At 67.2% G+C, this 15,514-nt stretch carries 20 protein-coding genes; 8 read left to right on the top strand and 12 right to left on the bottom strand.

The features are described 5' to 3' along the window. Positions 1-49: 49 nt before the first annotated feature. From nirJ to CAG11_RS23820, 9 genes are read right to left on the bottom strand one after another with little or no spacing between them, the layout of a single operon-like run. Positions 50-1,228, bottom strand: coding sequence for a heme d1 biosynthesis radical SAM protein NirJ (gene nirJ / locus CAG11_RS23860; protein ID WP_085598220.1), 1,179 nt, complete (start codon positions 1,226-1,228; stop codon positions 50-52). 15 nt (positions 1,229-1,243) lie between these two features. Further along, positions 1,244-1,747: an Lrp/AsnC family transcriptional regulator gene (locus tag CAG11_RS23855; protein ID WP_053129224.1), complete on the bottom strand. Its 504-nt coding sequence runs from the start codon at positions 1,745-1,747 to the stop codon at positions 1,244-1,246. Further along, positions 1,722-2,165: an Lrp/AsnC family transcriptional regulator gene (locus CAG11_RS23850; protein ID WP_085598219.1), complete on the bottom strand. Its 444-nt coding sequence runs from the start codon at positions 2,163-2,165 to the stop codon at positions 1,722-1,724. The genes CAG11_RS23855 and CAG11_RS23850 overlap by 26 nt, the downstream gene beginning before the upstream one ends. Then, entirely contained in the window at positions 2,158-2,664 is a 507-nt protein-coding gene (locus CAG11_RS23845; protein ID WP_053129230.1) for an Lrp/AsnC family transcriptional regulator, read from the bottom strand. Before CAG11_RS23845 ends, CAG11_RS23850 begins: the two co-directional genes overlap by 8 nt. Further along, positions 2,661-3,119: an Lrp/AsnC family transcriptional regulator gene (locus CAG11_RS23840; RefSeq protein WP_085598218.1), complete on the bottom strand. Its 459-nt coding sequence runs from the start codon at positions 3,117-3,119 to the stop codon at positions 2,661-2,663. Before CAG11_RS23840 ends, CAG11_RS23845 begins: the two co-directional genes overlap by 4 nt. Position 3,120: 1 nt before the next feature. After that, positions 3,121-4,299, bottom strand: coding sequence for a cytochrome D1 domain-containing protein (locus CAG11_RS23835; protein WP_085598217.1), 1,179 nt, complete (start codon positions 4,297-4,299; stop codon positions 3,121-3,123). Next, the gene (locus tag CAG11_RS23830) at positions 4,296-4,619 is read right to left on the bottom strand and encodes a cytochrome c (protein ID WP_053129239.1); all 324 of its coding nucleotides are present in this window, start codon (positions 4,617-4,619) and stop codon (positions 4,296-4,298) included. The genes CAG11_RS23835 and CAG11_RS23830 overlap by 4 nt, the downstream gene beginning before the upstream one ends. Before the next feature lie 19 nt (positions 4,620-4,638). Beyond that, complete coding sequence (locus tag CAG11_RS23825; RefSeq protein ID WP_085598216.1) at positions 4,639-4,953, bottom strand: c-type cytochrome; 315 nt, start codon at positions 4,951-4,953, stop codon at positions 4,639-4,641. 24 nt (positions 4,954-4,977) lie between these two features. After that, positions 4,978-6,666, bottom strand: coding sequence for a cytochrome D1 domain-containing protein (locus CAG11_RS23820; protein ID WP_053129244.1), 1,689 nt, complete (start codon positions 6,664-6,666; stop codon positions 4,978-4,980). A 197-nt stretch (positions 6,667-6,863) separates the two neighbouring features. On the opposite strand from CAG11_RS23820, the gene CAG11_RS23815 reads away from it, so the two are divergent. The 6 genes from CAG11_RS23815 to CAG11_RS23790 all read left to right on the top strand — a co-directional run bounded on the left by CAG11_RS23815 (position 6,864) and on the right by CAG11_RS23790 (position 12,346). Next, on the top strand, positions 6,864-7,658 hold the full coding sequence (locus tag CAG11_RS23815; protein ID WP_085598215.1) for a CbbQ/NirQ/NorQ/GpvN family protein: 795 nt from the start codon (positions 6,864-6,866) through the stop codon (positions 7,656-7,658). Continuing rightward, on the top strand, positions 7,642-8,214 hold the full coding sequence (locus CAG11_RS23810) for a cytochrome c oxidase subunit 3 (protein ID WP_053129252.1): 573 nt from the start codon (positions 7,642-7,644) through the stop codon (positions 8,212-8,214). Before CAG11_RS23815 ends, CAG11_RS23810 begins: the two co-directional genes overlap by 17 nt. 10 nt (positions 8,215-8,224) lie before the next feature. Next, entirely contained in the window at positions 8,225-8,467 is a 243-nt protein-coding gene (locus tag CAG11_RS23805) for a cytochrome C oxidase subunit IV family protein (protein WP_085598214.1), read from the top strand. Between the two features lie 90 nt (positions 8,468-8,557). Continuing rightward, positions 8,558-8,998: a cytochrome c gene (locus tag CAG11_RS23800; protein WP_085598213.1), complete on the top strand. Its 441-nt coding sequence runs from the start codon at positions 8,558-8,560 to the stop codon at positions 8,996-8,998. Positions 8,999-9,001: 3 nt separating this feature from the next. Next, entirely contained in the window at positions 9,002-10,429 is a 1,428-nt protein-coding gene (locus CAG11_RS23795; protein ID WP_053129261.1) for a cbb3-type cytochrome c oxidase subunit I, read from the top strand. A 78-nt stretch (positions 10,430-10,507) separates the two neighbouring features. After that, complete coding sequence (locus CAG11_RS23790; protein ID WP_085598212.1) at positions 10,508-12,346, top strand: nitric oxide reductase activation protein NorD; 1,839 nt, start codon at positions 10,508-10,510, stop codon at positions 12,344-12,346. Between the two features lie 20 nt (positions 12,347-12,366). Here CAG11_RS23790 and CAG11_RS23785 read toward each other — a convergent pair whose 3' ends face one another. The 3 genes from CAG11_RS23785 to CAG11_RS34180 all read right to left on the bottom strand — a co-directional run bounded on the left by CAG11_RS23785 (position 12,367) and on the right by CAG11_RS34180 (position 13,453). After that, a complete protein-coding gene (locus tag CAG11_RS23785) occupies positions 12,367-12,558 on the bottom strand; it encodes a hypothetical protein (RefSeq protein ID WP_085598211.1) in 192 nt (63 codons plus the stop codon). Next, positions 12,555-13,238 carry a Crp/Fnr family transcriptional regulator gene (locus tag CAG11_RS23780; protein WP_085598210.1) on the bottom strand — a complete coding sequence of 228 codons (684 nt, stop codon included), beginning with the start codon at positions 13,236-13,238 and terminating at the stop codon, positions 12,555-12,557. The genes CAG11_RS23785 and CAG11_RS23780 overlap by 4 nt, the downstream gene beginning before the upstream one ends. Before the next feature lie 83 nt (positions 13,239-13,321). Then, positions 13,322-13,453 carry a hypothetical protein gene (locus CAG11_RS34180; RefSeq protein WP_256578694.1) on the bottom strand — a complete coding sequence of 44 codons (132 nt, stop codon included), beginning with the start codon at positions 13,451-13,453 and terminating at the stop codon, positions 13,322-13,324. Between the two features lie 360 nt (positions 13,454-13,813). Here CAG11_RS34180 and CAG11_RS23770 point away from each other — a divergent pair, with 360 nt between their 5' ends. After that, the gene (locus CAG11_RS23770; protein ID WP_085598208.1) at positions 13,814-15,004 is read left to right on the top strand and encodes an NnrS family protein; all 1,191 of its coding nucleotides are present in this window, start codon (positions 13,814-13,816) and stop codon (positions 15,002-15,004) included. An 18-nt stretch (positions 15,005-15,022) separates the two neighbouring features. Then, positions 15,023-15,460 (top strand): hypothetical protein, encoded by a 438-nt coding sequence (locus CAG11_RS23765; RefSeq protein WP_085598207.1) that lies wholly within the window; start codon positions 15,023-15,025, stop codon positions 15,458-15,460. Positions 15,461-15,514: the final 54 nt, after the last annotated feature.

Genomic DNA, 15,514 nt, shown 5'->3' with positions numbered 1-15,514 from the left:
CATCAGGGTGGCCGGCTGCGCCTGTATCGACACTTGCCGGGCCAGGTTCTCAACAGGTGACGCAGGGAATGCGGGCGAGCGGGGGCAGGCCGATTTCTTCATCGCTCAGGTGGCAGCCCGGGTCCTGGCCCCAGAGGTCGCCGGCGGCCCAGGCGCGGGTGCGGGTATTGCCGTTGCAGATGTCCAGCCAGCGGCAGCTGGCGCAACGCCCGGTGACGGCGCGCGGATGCTGGCGCAACTGGCGCAGCAGGGCGTCGGGTTGCTCCAGCCACAGGGTGCGAAATGGCGTGCGCCGTACGTTGCCCACCGAGTGTTGCCACCAGTAGGTGTCGGGGTGCACTTCGCCGGTGTTGTCGATGTTGGCGATGCCGCTGCCCGAGGCATTGCCGCCCCAGGCCCGGAGCATCTGTTCCAGCTGTGGGTACTGCCCGGGAAGGTGGCGCCGGGTCCAGTGCAGCAGGAGGATGGCGTCGGCGTCGTTGTTGCCGCTGACGAAGTCGCTGTCACGGCCCTGGGCGATGTCCTCCCAGGCCCGGTCGAACAACAGTGCCATGGCCTCGCGGCTCATCTGCAGGTGGGCATCGAGGCCACGGCTGCGTTTGCCCCGGCCACTGTAGTTGAGGTGCGAGAGGTAGAACTTCTGCACGTCCAGGTCGCGCATCAGGGCCAGCAGCTCGGGCAGTTGTTGGTGGTTGTCGCGGGTCAGGGTGGTGCGCATGCCCACGCGGATGCCTCGCTCGCGACACAGGCGCATGGCCTTGAGCGAGCGGGCGAAGCTGCCCTTGAGCTGGCGAAAGCTGTCGTGGGTGTCCTGCAGGCCGTCGATGCTGATGCCCACGTAGTCGAAATCGGCGGCGCTCACTTGCTCGATATTGTTCTCGTCGATCAGCGTGCCGTTGCTCGACAGCGCGACGAACATGCCATGGGCCCGGGCGTGGGCGCTGAGCTGGAACAGATCGTCGCGCAGCAGCGGCTCGCCGCCGGAGAGGATCAGCACCTTGACCCCGGCCTCGGCCAAATCGTCGATCACCTGCAAGGCCGCCGAGGTGTCGAGCTCGTCGCGGAACACGCTGTCGGCCGAGGTGGCGTAGCAGTGCTTGCAGGTCAGGTTGCACCGGCGCAGCAGGTTCCAGATCACCACCGGCGGGCGGCTGCTGCCCGGTCTGCTGGTGCGGGGGGGCGGCGCCTGGCCGGCCAGGACGCGCAGGTAATGGCTGATCCTCAACATGCAACTCTCCTTGTCTCAGTGCTGTTGGGCGTGCAGGCGCAGGCCGGTCTTCTTCAGGATGCGGCTGCTGACCAGCATCTCGTCGGCCCGGCAGGCCTGTCCCAGCAGATAGCGCAGGTGCTCGCGATAGCTGTCGATCTCCATGGCGCTGCGGCCGTGGACCATGGCGAACAGGTTGTAGCGCCACTGCTCGCGGCGCGGGCGCCGGTAGCAATGGCTGACGAAGGGCTGGGCGCCGATCAGTTGGCCCAGGCGCGGCATGTGCTCGTCGTCGACGTCCCAGACGGTCATGCCGTTGAAGCGATAACCCAGGCGATAGTGGTTGGGCACCGCGGCGATGCGGCGGATGGCGCCCTCGGCCTGCAGGCGCTGGAGCAGCTCCAGGGTTGCGTCGCGGCTCAGTTGCAGTTGCTCGGCCAGCCAGCCCCAGGGGTCGTCCACCAGGGGCAGGCCGGCCTGGGTCAGGGCCACCAGGCGCAGCTCCAGCGCGCGTTCAGACCGGGAAGTACAGGCCGACATGGTAGGTCTCCTCCTTGGGCAGGTTGAGCACGGCAAGGCCGCTGTCCTGCTCGATGCGCCGCAGGGTCTGGCGCAGCTCGCGCTCGCTGGCGCAACCGAGCACGAACCACATGTTCCAGGCATGTTCGCGACGGTAGTTGTGGGCCACCTCGGGCATGGCCTCCAGCAGCGCCGCGACCGCCTCGAAGCGTTCCTCGGGCACGCGCAGCGCCGCCAGGGTGAAGGCGCCGCCCAGGCGCTCGATATCGAACATCGGGCCGAAGCGGGTCAGGGTGCCGTCGTCCAGCAGGCGCTGCACGCGCTGGCGCAGGACCTGGCTGTCGCTGCAGAGCTCCCGGGCCAATACCTGCCAGGGCTCGGGCACCAGCGGCAGGCCCAGTTGCAGGCGGTTGACCAGGCGCCGGTCCAGCTCATCCATGGCTCACCGCCCCCGGGGCGAAGCGCCCGCCGCACTGCTTGAAGGCCTGGGTGCTGAACAGCACCTGGTGGGGCAGGTCACTGAGCAGATGGCGCTGCAACAGGTCGTGGATCTGCGCCTCGACCCGTTGGCGCTGGCGGCCGTGGATCATGCAGAACAGGTTGTAGCGCCATTGCGGCAGGCGCCGCGGCCGCTGGTAGCACAGGCTCACCGCCGACTCGCCGCCCAGGCGCTGGCCGACTTCGTCGATCAGCGCGTCGGGGATGTCCAGTACCAACATGGCGTTGGCGGTAAAACCCAGGGCGCGATGGTTGAGCACCAGGCCCAGGCGACGGAACAGCCCCTGGTGCTGCCATTGTTCGACCTGGGCCAGCACCTGGGGCTCTTCGGCGCCGATCTGCCGGGCCAGGGCTTGGTAGGGGCGGGCCTCCAACGGCAGGCCGGTCTCCAGCAGGCGGCGCAGGGCCAGGGCCTGGCAGGCATCGAGGGCGGCGTTCATGGGGCGTCTCCCAGGGCGAAACCCAGGTCGATGCGATAGGCCGTGAGCATCGGCAGGTCCAGGGGGACCAGGCCGGTGTCGGCCTGCAATTCGGCGAGGACGTTCTGCAGGTGCGCCCGGTCCGGTCCGGTGAGCACGAACCACAGGTTGTAGTGGTGCTCGCGGGCGTAGTTGTGATTGACCTCGGGGTAGTGGTTGATGCGTTCGGCCACTTGCTGCAGGCGCTCCTGGGGCACCGCCAGGGCGGCCAGGGTGCTGGCCCCGGCGCGGCGGTGCTCGAACACCGGGCCGATGCGCGACAGGCGCCCGTGCTCGGCCATCCGCTGCAGGCAGGCGATCACCTGCTCCTGGCTGCAATCCAGGGCCTGGGCCATTTCCAGGTACGGCTCGGCGCACACCGGCATGCCGTGCTGGAAGCGTTCGATCAGGCGTTGTTCCAGGGTATCGAGGGGCATGTCAGTACCCCATCTGCTGGGCGCGGCTGCTGAAGAAAATCCCGCTGGGCGCGGCGGCCGGCAGGCTGTGCCGCAGCTTGAGGCGATAGGGGTCCCAGATTTGCAACTGGTCGCCATCGCGCACCGACAGCCACAACTGGTCGCCACGGGCGGTGAATTCCATATGCAGCACCCCGGGCCCGGGCCGCAGGTCGGCGACGATCTGGTGGCTCTGGCTGTCGATCACCTGCACCCGGTCGTTGTCCGGGTAGGCGAAGTTGACCCACAGCTGGCGGCCATCGGGGCGCGCGGTGACGAACACCGGCTGGCCGGCCACGGCGATGGCGGCGCTCTGCTGCCAACTGTGCGCATCCATTACCAGTACCTGGTGGCGGCCCACGGCGGGGACGAACGCCTGGTCGCCGGCCACGGCCCAGCCTTCCAGGTGGGGCATCTTGTACACCGGCAGTTTTTCCTGGCCGCGGCCATAGTCGCCAAGCACTCGCTTGACCCCGCGTTCCGGGTGCCAGAGGTCGAGCTGGGCCATGCCGTCCTCGCCGAACAGGCCGGCCATGTAATAGCGGCCGTCGGTGGTGATCAGCGCATCGTAGGGCTGCTGGCCGATGCCGGTGTAACGGGTGATGCGCGGCGTGTTGCCCTGGCTGAAGTCGGCGCTCCAGATCTCGCCGGTGTCGAACAGGCTGAACACGAAACGCTGGCCCGGGGCATCCACCAGGCCCACCACCCGCGAGCGCTGCTTGCCGCCGGCCAGCAGGGTGGCGGGGATATCGGCCACAAGCTCCAGGGTGGCGGCGTCGAACACCTTGACCCCGCCCGGCACATAGTTGGATACCGCGATCAAGCGCCCGTCCTGGCTGATGGCGCCGCCGATGCTGTTGCCGCCCTGGATCACCCGCCGGGCGATGCGCTGTTCGAGCAGGTCGACCTGGGTCAGGCCGCCGTCGCGGCCGAACACATAGGCGTAGCGCTGGTCGCGGGAGAACACCGCCGAGGCGTGGGACAGGTCGCCCAGCCCTTCGATACGGGCCAGGGCCCGGCCCTGGCTGCTCTCGACGATCTGCACGCTGCCGGTGGCACGCTCCACCACCAGGCCCAGGTCGCCACTGCCACGCAGCGGGACCTGGGCACAGGCGGACAACAGCAGGGCGCACGCCGCGCCGAGCATCAGGGGACGGATCATGGTTCAGAGGTTCCTTGCAAGAGATGATCGACCAGCCAGCCGATGTCCTCGGCGCTCAGTAGCGGCTCCCAGGGCGGCATGGCGGTGCCGGGGCGACCCAGGCGCACGGTGGCGACCAGGCCGTCGCGGGGTTTGCCGGCCAGGGCGGCAGGGGTCAGTTCCGGCCCCAGGCCGCCGGTCAGGTGCAGGCCATGGCAGGCGCCGCAGTCCTGTTCCAGCAGGTGTTGCAACTGCGCCTGGCGCTGGGCGTCAGGCGCGGCATGAAGAGGGGGGCAAAGCAGGAGGGTCGCCAGGATCACTGCGCGGGGGTAGCTGTTCATGACGCCCTCCTGGTCGGTTTCATTTCAGGCTCAGGACCCACTTGGCCAGCTGCGCCGCTTCTTCTTCGCTGACCGCGTTGGCCGGCATCGGGATCGGCCCCCAGTTGCCCTGGGTGCCGTTCTTGATATGTCCGGCCAGGGTCTGGGCCGCTCCGGCGACCCCGGCATTCTTGGCCGCCACCTCCTTGAGCGCAGGCCCCACCAGCTTGCTGTCCACGCTATGGCAGGCCACGCAGGACTTGCTCTGGAACAGGGCCGGGCCGTCGTCGGCCAAGGCGGTTTGCAGGTTCAACGCACAGCTCAGGACGAAGAGTGAAAGCAGGGTATTTTTCATGGCGATTCCTTGCGTTGATAAAACTCAATAAATGTCGTTCTGGGTGTTGTAGACATTGAACTTGCCGGTGGGGGTGATCAGCCGCTGGTCCTTGATCACCTGCTTGACGGCCAGGGTCTTGTCGTCGATCACCACCAGCGCCGACTCCTCGGTCTGGCCGTTCCACACCGAGAACCAGACCTCGTCACCGGCCTTGTTGTACTCGGGCTGCACCACCCGCAGGGCGCCTTGCTTGATGCCGGAGTATTCGGCGATCGGCAGCACCTTGTAGCCGGCGTCGAGCTTGTCGATGTCGAACACCGCCACCGACTGGCTGAGCTTGGCGTCGGGGTTGAGGGTGGTATCCACGTACAGGTGGCGGGATGCAGGGTGGGTCTTGATGAACAGCGAGCCGCCGCCCTGGCCCTTGAGCGAGCCCACTTGTTTCCAGGCGTATTGCGGGTGCTTGGCCGGGTCGGTGCCGATCATCGAGATGCCGGCGTCGCCCAGGTGGCTGGTGGCCCACACCGGGCCGAACTGCGGATGGTCGAAGTTGGCGCCACGGCCCGGGTGCGGTGTCTTGCCCACGTCCACCAGGGCGGTCAGGCGACGCTCCTTGGAGTCGATCACCGCCACCTTGTTGGAGTTGTTTGCCGCCGTCATGAAGTAGCGGTGGCTGCTGTCCCAGCCGCCGTCATGCAGGAACGGCGCGGCATCGATGCTGGTGATGGTCAGGTTCTTGATGTCCTCGTAGTTGACCAGCATGACCTTGCCGGTTTCCTTGACGTTGACGATGAACTCCGGCCATTCGTGGGAGGCGATGATCGCCGCCACCCGTGGCTCGGGGTGGTACTCCTGCTTGTCGACGGTCATGCCCCGGGTCGAGACGATCTGCTTGGGCTCCAGGGTCTGGCCATCCATGATGGTGAACTGCGGCGGCCAGTAGGAGCCGGCGATGGCGTACTTGTCCTCGTAGCCCTTGAACTTGGAGGTCTCCACCGAGCGTGCCTCGATGCCCACCTTGATCTCCGCGACCTTGGTCGGCTCCTTGGGCCACAGGTCGATCATGTCGATGCGCGCATCGCGGCCGATCACCAGCAAGTAGCGTCCGGACGCGGAGATCCGCGAAATGTGCACGGCATAGCCGGTCTCGATGAGCTTGACGATCTGCTTGCTGTCGCCGTCCACCAGGGCGATCTTGCCGTCGTCGCGCAGGGTCACCGAGAACAGGTTCTGCAGGTTGAGGGTGTTCATCTGCCGGGTCGGGCGATCCTCGGGCTTGACCAGCAGCTTCCAGGTGTTGCGGGTCTCCGCCATGCCCCATTCCGGCGGGGTGGGCGGGGTGTGCTGGATGAAGTTGGCCATGGTGGTGATCTGCGCCTTGGTCAGGGCGTTGGAGGTGCCCCAGTTGGGCATGCCCGCCGGCGAGCCGTAGGTGATCAGCGCTTCGAGGTAGGCCTGGCCACGGGCCTGGGTGATGTCCGGAGTCAGGGGCTTGCCGGTGGCGCCCTTGCGCAGTACGCCATGGCAACCGGCGCAGCGCTGGAAGTAGATCTCCTTGGCGGCGTCGAAGTCGGCCTGGCTCATGTCCGGCGCCCCGGCGCTGGTGACCATGGCCGGCGGTGCCGCACCCGACGCCTTGGACTCGGCGGCGGCAGTGGGAAGGGCCAGCGCCAGTGCCGAACACAGGCTGGCGACGGACAGGGCAAGGGTTTTTCGATTACTGATCAGCATCCTTCTCTCCTCAGGCATGACCTTTGCGATGTGCTGGGAGGGCCAGGACAGAGCGCAGGTTCTTGGTGCACAAGAAGGCTATTGCGCAGCAGGGCATTGCTCACTTGATCGCGATCAAGTTTGCCTTTCGCGCTGCTTGCCAGGTTGTCGCAGGGACTCTTAGCGTGATCGCGAACCCGTCGTCATCCAGGTATCCCATGGACCTCACTGAACCCCGCTGCGAACCCTTCTACCAGGCTCAGGGCAACGAGCCGGCCCTGTTCGAGCAAGCCTGGCGCCACGGCCTGCCGGTGCTGATCAAGGGCCCCACCGGCTGCGGCAAGACCCGCTTCGTCCAGCACATGGCCCAGCGCCTGCAACTGCCGCTGCACACCGTGGCCTGCCACGACGACCTGAGCGCCGCCGACCTGGTGGGTCGGCACCTGATCGGTGCCCAGGGCACCTGGTGGCAGGACGGCCCGCTGACCCGGGCGGTGCGCGAGGGCGGTATCTGCTACCTCGACGAAGTGGTGGAGGCGCGCCAGGACACCGTGGTGGTGCTGCACCCTTTGGCCGACGACCGCCGCGAGCTGTTTTTGGAACGCACCGGCGAAGTGCTCAAGGCGCCGCCGTCGTTCATGCTGGTGGTGTCCTATAACCCCGGCTACCAGAACCTGCTCAAGGGCATGAAACCCAGCACCCGCCAGCGCTTCGTGGCCATGCGCCTGGGTTACCCGGATGCCGCGCAGGAGGAGTGCATCGTTCGCCGCGAGGCCGGGGTCGATGCGGCCCTGGCCAGCCAGGTGGTCAAGCTCGGCCAGGCCCTGCGCCGGCTCGACCAGCACGACCTGGAGGAGGTGGCCTCGACCCGCTTGCTGATCTTCACCGCGCGCCTGATCGGCGCCGGCATGGACCCGCACCAGGCGTGCCTGGCCTGCCTGGCCGAGCCACTGAGCGACGACCCGGTGACCGTCGCGGCGCTGATGGACGTGGTCGATGTGCACTTCCCCTGAACCGAGGGCACGCCGCTTGCCGGGGGACCTGGCGATGTGGCTGTTCATCCTGGTTGAGCTGTCGGTGTTCGCCTTGCTGATCCTGGCGTTCGCCGTGACCGCGCAACTCAAGCCGCAACTGTTCGCCAGCGGCCGCGCCTTGCTCGACACCTCCACCGGCCTGGCCATGACCCTGAGCCTGCTGGGGGCCGGGTTGCTGGCGGCGCTGGCCCTGGAGCAACTGCGCGAGCTGCGGCCTCGGCGGGCGGCCTGCCTGCTGGGCCTGGCCTGCTGCGTGGCCGGGGTCTATGCCTGGCTCAAGCTCGGCGAGTACCGGCACCTGGCGGACCTGGGCCTGGGGCTGGAGCACGACACCTTCTTCACCCTGTACTGGCTGCTCACCGGCTTTCACTTCCTGCATGTGCTGCCGGGCATGGCGATCCTCGCCTGGCTGGCCTACCGCGCCTGGACCCGGGCCCCGCTAGTCGATAGCGGCTTCGAATCCGGGGTGCTGTATTGGCACATGGTGGACCTGGTGTGGGTGGTGCTGTTCCCGCTGGTGTACATCCTGGATTGAGGAGATCCCCATGACGGCTTCACGCATCCTGCTGCTGTGCGGGCTGGCCCTGGCCGTGCTCAGCCTGGGCACCGTGCTGCTGGGCCAGGGCGGGTGGGTCATGGCCCTGGCGGTGGCCAAGGCCTGGCTGATTACCGAGGGCTTCATGGAATTGCGCCACAGCCCCTGGCGCTGGCGCTTGCCTCTGTTGGTCTGGGCCCTGGTGGTGCTGGCCCTGGTGGGCCTGGTATCGCACCTGCCGGGCAAAGCCTGAGTAAAACAATCGGTCTTTCTTGATTGCCATCAAGCGGTTTCGGACCCCGCGCTTTCTATCATGGCCACGCCAAGCAAAGAGGACGCGACCATGTCAGAGACCTTCACCAAGGGCATGGCCAGGAACATCTATTTCGGGGGAAGCGTGTTCTTCTTCCTGATATTCCTGGCCTTGACCTATCACACCGAGCAGACCTTTCCCAAACGTAGCAACCAGGCGCAGCTGACCGAGGCAGCGGTGCGCGGCAAGACGGTCTGGGAGCAGAACAACTGCGTCGGCTGCCACACGCTGCTGGGCGAGGGCGCGTACTTCGCGCCGGAGCTGGGCAACGTCTACAAGCGCCGTGGCGGCGAGGAGGGGTTCAAGCCCTTCATGCAGGCCTGGATGAAGATGCAGCCTTTGGGCGTGCCCGGGCGCCGGGCCATGCCGCAGTTCCACCTGAGCGAGCAAGAGGTCGACGATATCGCCGAATTCCTCAAGTGGAGCTCGAACATCGACACCAACGGCTGGCCGCCCAACAAGGAGGGCTGAGTGATGAGCATTGCCAATCCACATCTGAAATTCGCCTCGCAGGCCGTGGCCAAACCCTACTTCGTGTTCGCCCTGATGCTGTTCCTCGGCCAGGTGCTGTTCGGCCTGATCATGGGCCTGCAATACGTGGTCGGCGACTTCCTGTTCCCCACCATCCCGTTCAACGTGGCGCGCATGGTCCACACCAACCTGCTGATCGTCTGGCTGCTGTTCGGCTTCATGGGCGCGGCCTACTACCTGGTGCCGGAGGAAGCCGACCGCGAACTGCACAGTCCGAAACTGGCGATCGTGCTGTTCTGGGTGTTCGCCGTGGCCGGGGTGCTGACCATCCTCGGCTACCTGCTGGTGCCCTATGCGGGCCTGGCCCGGCTGACCCACAACGAACTGCTGCCGACCATGGGCCGGGAGTTCCTGGAGCAGCCGACCATCACCAAGCTGGGCATCGTGCTGGTGTGCCTGGGGTTCCTCTACAACATCGGCATGACCCTGCTCAAGGGGCGCAAGACCACGGTCAGCATGGTGATGATGACCGGCCTGATCGGCCTGGCGGTGTTCTTCCTGTTCTCCTTCTACAATCCCGGCAACCTGGCCCGCGACAAGTTCTACTGGTGGTGGGTGGTGCACCTCTGGGTGGAAGGCGTGTGGGAATTGATCATGGGTTCGATGCTGGCCTTCGTGCTGATCAAGATCACCGGCGTCGACCGCGAGGTGGTGGAGAAGTGGCTGTACGTGATCATCGCCATGGCGCTGATCAGCGGCATCATCGGCACCGGCCACCACTTCTTCTGGATCGGCGCGCCCGAGGTCTGGTTGTGGGTCGGCTCGATCTTCTCGGCCCTGGAACCGCTGCCGTTCCTGGCCATGGTGATGTTCGCCTTCACCATGGTGCGCAACCGCCGGCGCCAGCACCCCAACCGTGCCGCCACGCTGTGGGCCAAGGGCACCACGGTCACCGCGTTCTTCGGTGCCGGGGTCTGGGGCTTCCTGCACACCCTGGCGCCGGTCAACTACTACACCCACGGCACGCAACTGACTGCGGCCCACGGCCACCTGTCGTTCTACGGGGCCTACGCGATGATCGTCATGACCCTGATCAGCTACGCCATGCCGCGCTTGCGCGGTCTGGGCGAGGCGCCCGACGAGCGTGCGCAGACCCTGGAAATCTGGGGCTTCTGGCTGATGACCCTGTCGATGGTGATGATCACCTTGCTGCTCACCGCCGCCGGCGTGGTCCAGGTGCTGCTGCAACGCTGGGCCGAAGACGGCAGCGCCTTGCCGTTCATGTCCACCACCGAGCACCTGCGTGGCCTGTTCTGGGCGCGCCTGGCCAGTGGCGTGGGCTTCATGGCCGGGCTGATCTGCTACCTGCTGAGCTTTCGCCAGCGGGGTCGCGCCGCCCTGGCCGCACCGGCCCCGGTGGTCGCGTCCTGAGGCTGGCTGGCGCTTGAAAAAAAACGTGGCCCGGCCAGTGCGGCGGGCCGCTTCCTGGCGTTCAGAGGAGGTGCCGCAATGGCCTTCACGGTTGAACTGGAAGAATGGGTCGGCAGCGTCTGGCATCGCTTCATCACTCGCCGGGCCAGTAGCGATTTTCCCGAGGCGCGGGTCGAGCTGGCGTCCCGGCAGCGGGCCCTGGCCGTGCTGTATCGGGCCATGGGCGGTGCGCCCGGCAAGAACCTCGAGGCGGCCAGCGAGCGCGACCTGTTGCTGCGCCGCAGCCTGCTGCAGCAGATCGCCGGGACGTGCCGGCAAGCGCCCCTGGCCTGTTGCGACGAACAACACCTGCGCTTGCCGGCCAGCCTGGCGGTGTTTCCCGATCCACAACTGAATACGGAACTCTATCGCTGGCTGGTGCTGCTGGCGGCCCAGGCCGGCCCCATGCGCCACTGGGGGCGAGACAACCAGCGCTGGACCCAGGCATTGCTGCAGGCCTATCCGGGGCTGGCCGCGCGCTACCGGCGCCTGGTGGAGGCGCACCTGCAGTTGCGCCCCGACCCGGCCACGCTGCGACCGGACGAGGCAGCCCTGGAGCGCGCCCTGTGCCAGGCCCTGCGCGAGCCGGGCAGTGTCCGTGAGTTTCCCCGTAGCGAACGGGCCGCCTGGCCGCTGCCCCTGTGGCTGTATCCGCCGCTGCACCTTTGCAGCCCGCAGGCGGCGGACTTCGAGCAGGACGACAGCCCACTGCCGGCCAGTGCCGGTGAGCAGCAGGGCGGGCGCAAGCGGGCCACGCGCATCGACGACGCGCCGGCCAAGGGCGGCCTGCTGATCGTGCGCCTGGAGAACCTGTTCAGTTGGACCGAGCACGTCGAGCTCGACCGCTGGGAGGATGACAGCCAGGACCCCGACGCCGCCCGGGTCGCCGAGGACCTCGACCACCTGACCCTGTCGCGCACGCGGATCCGCAAGGGTGGCGGCCTCAAGTTGCACCTGGACCTGCCACCGGCGGACATCGACGACCTGCCCCTGGGCGAGGGCATCAAGCTGCCGGAGTGGGATTATCGCCAGGGCCGGCTGCGGGAGGACTTCGTCAACCTGCAGCTGTTCGAGCCACGGGATTGCCAACCGCAAGCGCTGCCGGGCCATCTGCAAGCCCCGGCCCGGCGCTTGCGCCGCCAGTTCGAGCAGTTGCGCGACCGGCGCCAATGGCTGCGCCAGCAACCCCAGGGCAGCGAGCTGGACCTGCAAGCCTGGTTGGACTTCCACGTCGAGCGCCAGCACGGGCGCAGCGCCGCGCGCGGTTTGTTCCTGGAGCGGCGCCAGACCCAGCGCGACCTGGCGTGCCTGCTGCTGGCGGATGTGTCGATGTCCACCGATGCGCACCTGAACGACCAGCACCGGGTGATCGAGGTGATCCGCGACAGCCTGCTGCTGTTCGGCGAGACCTTGTCGCTGCTCGGCGACGATTTCGCCTTGTACGGTTTCTCCTCGCTGCGCCGCCAGCAGGTACGACTGCAAGAACTCAAGGGTTTCGACCAGGCCTACGACGACCGTATCCGGGGCAAGATCCAGGGCCTCAGGCCCGGCTACTACACCCGCATGGGCGCAGCGATCCGCAAGGCCACGCGCCTGCTGCAAGGGCGCAAGCACCAGCGCAAGCTGCTGTTGCTGCTCACCGATGGCAAGCCCAACGACCTGGATCTGTACGAAGGGCGCTATGGCGTCGAAGACACCCGCGAGGCGCTGCGCGAAGCCCGGCGCCAGGGGCTCACGCCGTTCTGCATCACCATCGATCGCGAGGCCGGGGCCTATCTGCCGTACATGTTCGGCAGCCACGGCTACAGCCTGATCCACCAGCCCGAGCAGCTACCCCTGCGCCTGCCGCAGCTGTACCGCCAATTGACCCAGGCCTGAGGCCGGGTCGAGGGCGATGCCTAGCGCGGCAACCACAGCACCATCGCCAGGCAGAACAGCGTCAGGGCGATGCAGAACCCCATGAAGCGCTTCTGCCGGCGTGCCCCGGCCTGGGCCGCCCTGGCCGGCAATGGCATGCCGCAGTGCTGGCAGTGGCCGGCCTCGGGCGGACTGTCTTGTTGGCAATACAGGCATTGCACCTGGGAGCTCATTCGAATTGCTCCAGCCGTGGCCGGTCGAGAATGACGATGCGCCGGCCGTCCTGGCTGATGATCTTGTCGTCGATCAGGCGCCGGATGATCCGCGAGAAGGTCTCGGGCTGGATCGCCAGGTGCCCGGCGATCAGTTGCTTGGCCATCGGCAGCTCGAACTGGCGCTCCACAGGCTGGGCCTGCATCAGCTGGGTGAGCAGGTAGCGCACCACCCGGTGGGTGGCGTTCTTCAGCGACAGCGTCTCGATCTCGTCGACCCGCTGGTGCAGGCGTACGCAGAGCTTGCCCAGCAGGGCGAAGGTCAGCCGGCTGTTGCTTTGCAGCAGGCGGATATAGGTGGCATTGGACAGCCGGTAGAGCTGCGTAGGGCCGACGGCCTCGGCCGAGGCCACATAGTTGGGGGTGTCCATCAGCATCATCGCTTCGGCGAAGGTCTGGCGCGGGCCGATCACCTCGAAGACCTTCTCCTGGCCGTCCGGGGTCAGGCGGTAGATCTTCACCGCCCCGGCAATGACGAAATAGAACGCATCGGCGGGTTCGCCCTGGTGGAACAGCGGCTCGCCCTTGTCGACGCTGAGCAGTTGGCTGGTGGCCATCAGCTCGTCAAGCTGCTCGTCGTTCAAGGGCTCGAACAGGTGATGGCTGCGCAAGATCTGGTGGTGGACTCGGTGAAGCACCATGGCTATTGATCCTCGTGTGGGCAAGGGCAGGGAAGGGGGGGCAGACCAGGCTCAGAACCTGTTCACGATCTGCTGCGCTTAGCTCATGCGGCGTTAAAAATGCCTGAGCGTCGCTCGCTAGAGCGTGAGCAGGTTCTCAGGGAAATACCGCTGGCGGCCGCCACCAGGGCGCTGAGGATGCAGAACCAAGCCAGGGGCTGGATGATGTTTTTCATGGGAACTCCAGGAACGCGGGACAGCTTTGCCGAGCAAGACCCGGACCAGGCCCGGGCGCCCGCAAATCCTGGGCCTGAATGGCGGCAGGGTTTAAATGACCCTGGTGATTAGGGTTCTAATGACCATGATCGGGTTGTTTTTACCCTGTGATGGGCACAAGGGTGCCGGTCAGCCGCGCCCGGGCACAGGGCACGACCCTTGCACTACCCGCCTGGACAGCCAGGTTGCGGTTGTCGTCGACCCGCCCATCGACTGCTTCGTTGATGTGGCGCAGCGGCGACGGTCGGCGAATGGCAGAAGGTGACGCCGGGATTCGCTTCGCCGTGGATAGCACCGGCAACAAGGTAAGGAGTGGCTTGATGCAAGTACTTGATCGCCGTAAGGCCCTGGCCGTAGCGCCGTTGTTGCGCCTGGCGTTCCGTCCGATGTTCCTCGCCGGCTGCGTCCTCGCGCTGCTGGCGATACCGCTGTGGCTGGCGGCGCTGCAGGGTGTGCTGGGCAGTTGGCAGCCCGCGGGTGGCTGGCTGGCCTGGCACCGCCACGAGCTGGTATTCGGTTTCGGCCTGGCGATCATCGCCGGGTTCCTGCTCACCGCGGTGCAGACCTGGACCGGCCAGCCGGGCCTGTCCGGCAAGCCGCTGGCGGGCCTGGCGCTGTTGTGGCTGGCCGCCCGGGTAGCCTGGCTGGCGAACCTGCCCTGGCCGCTGCTGGCGCTGCTGGAACTGGGTTTTCCATTGCTGGTGGCGCTGGTCATGGCGCGGACCCTGTGGCGGGTACGCCAGCAGCGCAACTATCCGCTGGTGCTGGTCCTGTTGTTGCTGACGGCGGTGGATGGCCTGGCGGTGTGCGGCCTGGTGCGTGGCGATGAGGGTTGGCAGCGCCAGGCGGTGCTGGCCGGTATCTGGCTGGTGGCGGCGATCATGGGCCTGATCGGTGGCCGGGTGATTCCGTTCTTCACCCAGCGCGGGCTGGGGCGGGCCGAGGCGGTGGCGCCCTGGCCCTGGCTCGACTGGCTGTTGCTGGGCGGTTCGGCCCTGGTGGCGCTGCTGTATGCCGCTGGGCTGGCCCTGGCCCCGAGCCCCTGGCTGGGCCTGTTGTTCGCCTTCCTGGCGCTCGGGCACCTGGTACGCCTGTGGCGCTGGCATGATCGCGGCCTGTGGCAGGTACCGCTGCTGTGGTCGCTGCACCTGGCCTATGCCTGGCTGGCGCTGGCCTGCCTGGGCATGGCCCTGTGGCATGGCGGGGTGGCGCTGAACCCGAGCCTGGCGGTGCACTGCCTGACCATCGGCGCCATGGCCGGGTTGATCCTGGCGATGATCGCGCGGGTCAGTCTCGGGCATACCGGGCGGCCGTTGCAGCCACCGGCGGGGATGACCCAGGCTTTTATCCTGATCAACCTGGCGGGTGTCTGCCGGGTGCTGCTGGTGCCCTGGCTGCCCCAGGCCGGGTTGTGGCTGGCGGGCGCGTGCTGGGCCCTGGCCTTCGCCCTGTATGCCTGGCGCTACGGGCCGATGCTGCTGCAGCCACGGGTCGACGGCCACCCAGGTTAAGGTCCGGGAGAGTCCAGGATGTTCTATCCCTATCTGTTGTTGATCCACCTGCTGGCGGCCATCGCATTCATCGGCACGCTGTTCTTCGAGCTGCTCATCTGGCCGGCGGTGCGCCGCCAGGTGCCGGCCACGGCCCAGGCCGAGGTCGACCAGGCACTGTCGGTGCGCTCGCGCAAGGTCCTGCATGGCGTGGTGCTGTTGCTCTATGGCGCCGGCGTTGGCCTGGCCTGGCACCACGGCCTGGCCCTGGCGCATCCGCTGGGCAGCACCTTCGCCAGCTTGCTGGGGCTGAAGATCGTCCTGGCCCTGAGCATCATCGGCCATTACCTCCTGCTGGCGTTCTGGCTGCTGGGCGGACGCCTGAGCGAGGCCCGGGCGCTGGGCATCCGCCGCAGCATCCTTGGGCACATGGTGTTGATCGTGATCCTGGCCAAGGCCATGTTCTATTGGCATTGACCGGCGCGGACCGGCTCGTTTCCACCAGGGAACGGGCCGGTCCGGGAGGGGGGG

Source organism: Pseudomonas sp. B6(2017), assembly GCF_002112765.1.
GTDB lineage: Bacteria > Pseudomonadota > Gammaproteobacteria > Pseudomonadales > Pseudomonadaceae > Aquipseudomonas > Aquipseudomonas piscis.
Note: the sequence above shows the minus strand (reverse complement) of the source record. Positions and strands in the feature narration are given on the sequence as shown.

What these genes read in the sequence shown, in the direction of transcription:
- nirJ (WP_085598220.1), bottom strand. Translation starts at nt 1,228, where the DNA reads ATGTTGAGGATCAGCCATTACCTGCGCGTCCTGGCCGGCCAGGCGCCG.
- CAG11_RS23855 (WP_053129224.1), bottom strand. Translation starts at nt 1,747, where the DNA reads ATGTCGGCCTGTACTTCCCGGTCTGAACGCGCGCTGGAGCTGCGCCTG.
- CAG11_RS23850 (WP_085598219.1), bottom strand. Translation starts at nt 2,165, where the DNA reads ATGGATGAGCTGGACCGGCGCCTGGTCAACCGCCTGCAACTGGGCCTG.
- CAG11_RS23845 (WP_053129230.1), bottom strand. Translation starts at nt 2,664, where the DNA reads ATGAACGCCGCCCTCGATGCCTGCCAGGCCCTGGCCCTGCGCCGCCTG.
- CAG11_RS23840 (WP_085598218.1), bottom strand. Translation starts at nt 3,119, where the DNA reads ATGCCCCTCGATACCCTGGAACAACGCCTGATCGAACGCTTCCAGCAC.
- CAG11_RS23835 (WP_085598217.1), bottom strand. Translation starts at nt 4,299, where the DNA reads ATGATCCGTCCCCTGATGCTCGGCGCGGCGTGCGCCCTGCTGTTGTCC.
- CAG11_RS23830 (WP_053129239.1), bottom strand. Translation starts at nt 4,619, where the DNA reads ATGAACAGCTACCCCCGCGCAGTGATCCTGGCGACCCTCCTGCTTTGC.
- CAG11_RS23825 (WP_085598216.1), bottom strand. Translation starts at nt 4,953, where the DNA reads ATGAAAAATACCCTGCTTTCACTCTTCGTCCTGAGCTGTGCGTTGAAC.
- CAG11_RS23820 (WP_053129244.1), bottom strand. Translation starts at nt 6,666, where the DNA reads ATGCTGATCAGTAATCGAAAAACCCTTGCCCTGTCCGTCGCCAGCCTG.
- CAG11_RS23815 (WP_085598215.1), top strand. Translation starts at nt 6,864, where the DNA reads ATGGACCTCACTGAACCCCGCTGCGAACCCTTCTACCAGGCTCAGGGC.
- CAG11_RS23810 (WP_053129252.1), top strand. Translation starts at nt 7,642, where the DNA reads ATGTGCACTTCCCCTGAACCGAGGGCACGCCGCTTGCCGGGGGACCTG.
- CAG11_RS23805 (WP_085598214.1), top strand. Translation starts at nt 8,225, where the DNA reads ATGACGGCTTCACGCATCCTGCTGCTGTGCGGGCTGGCCCTGGCCGTG.
- CAG11_RS23800 (WP_085598213.1), top strand. Translation starts at nt 8,558, where the DNA reads ATGTCAGAGACCTTCACCAAGGGCATGGCCAGGAACATCTATTTCGGG.
- CAG11_RS23795 (WP_053129261.1), top strand. Translation starts at nt 9,002, where the DNA reads ATGAGCATTGCCAATCCACATCTGAAATTCGCCTCGCAGGCCGTGGCC.
- CAG11_RS23790 (WP_085598212.1), top strand. Translation starts at nt 10,508, where the DNA reads ATGGCCTTCACGGTTGAACTGGAAGAATGGGTCGGCAGCGTCTGGCAT.
- CAG11_RS23785 (WP_085598211.1), bottom strand. Translation starts at nt 12,558, where the DNA reads ATGAGCTCCCAGGTGCAATGCCTGTATTGCCAACAAGACAGTCCGCCC.
- CAG11_RS23780 (WP_085598210.1), bottom strand. Translation starts at nt 13,238, where the DNA reads ATGGTGCTTCACCGAGTCCACCACCAGATCTTGCGCAGCCATCACCTG.
- CAG11_RS34180 (WP_256578694.1), bottom strand. Translation starts at nt 13,453, where the DNA reads ATGAAAAACATCATCCAGCCCCTGGCTTGGTTCTGCATCCTCAGCGCC.
- CAG11_RS23770 (WP_085598208.1), top strand. Translation starts at nt 13,814, where the DNA reads ATGCAAGTACTTGATCGCCGTAAGGCCCTGGCCGTAGCGCCGTTGTTG.
- CAG11_RS23765 (WP_085598207.1), top strand. Translation starts at nt 15,023, where the DNA reads ATGTTCTATCCCTATCTGTTGTTGATCCACCTGCTGGCGGCCATCGCA.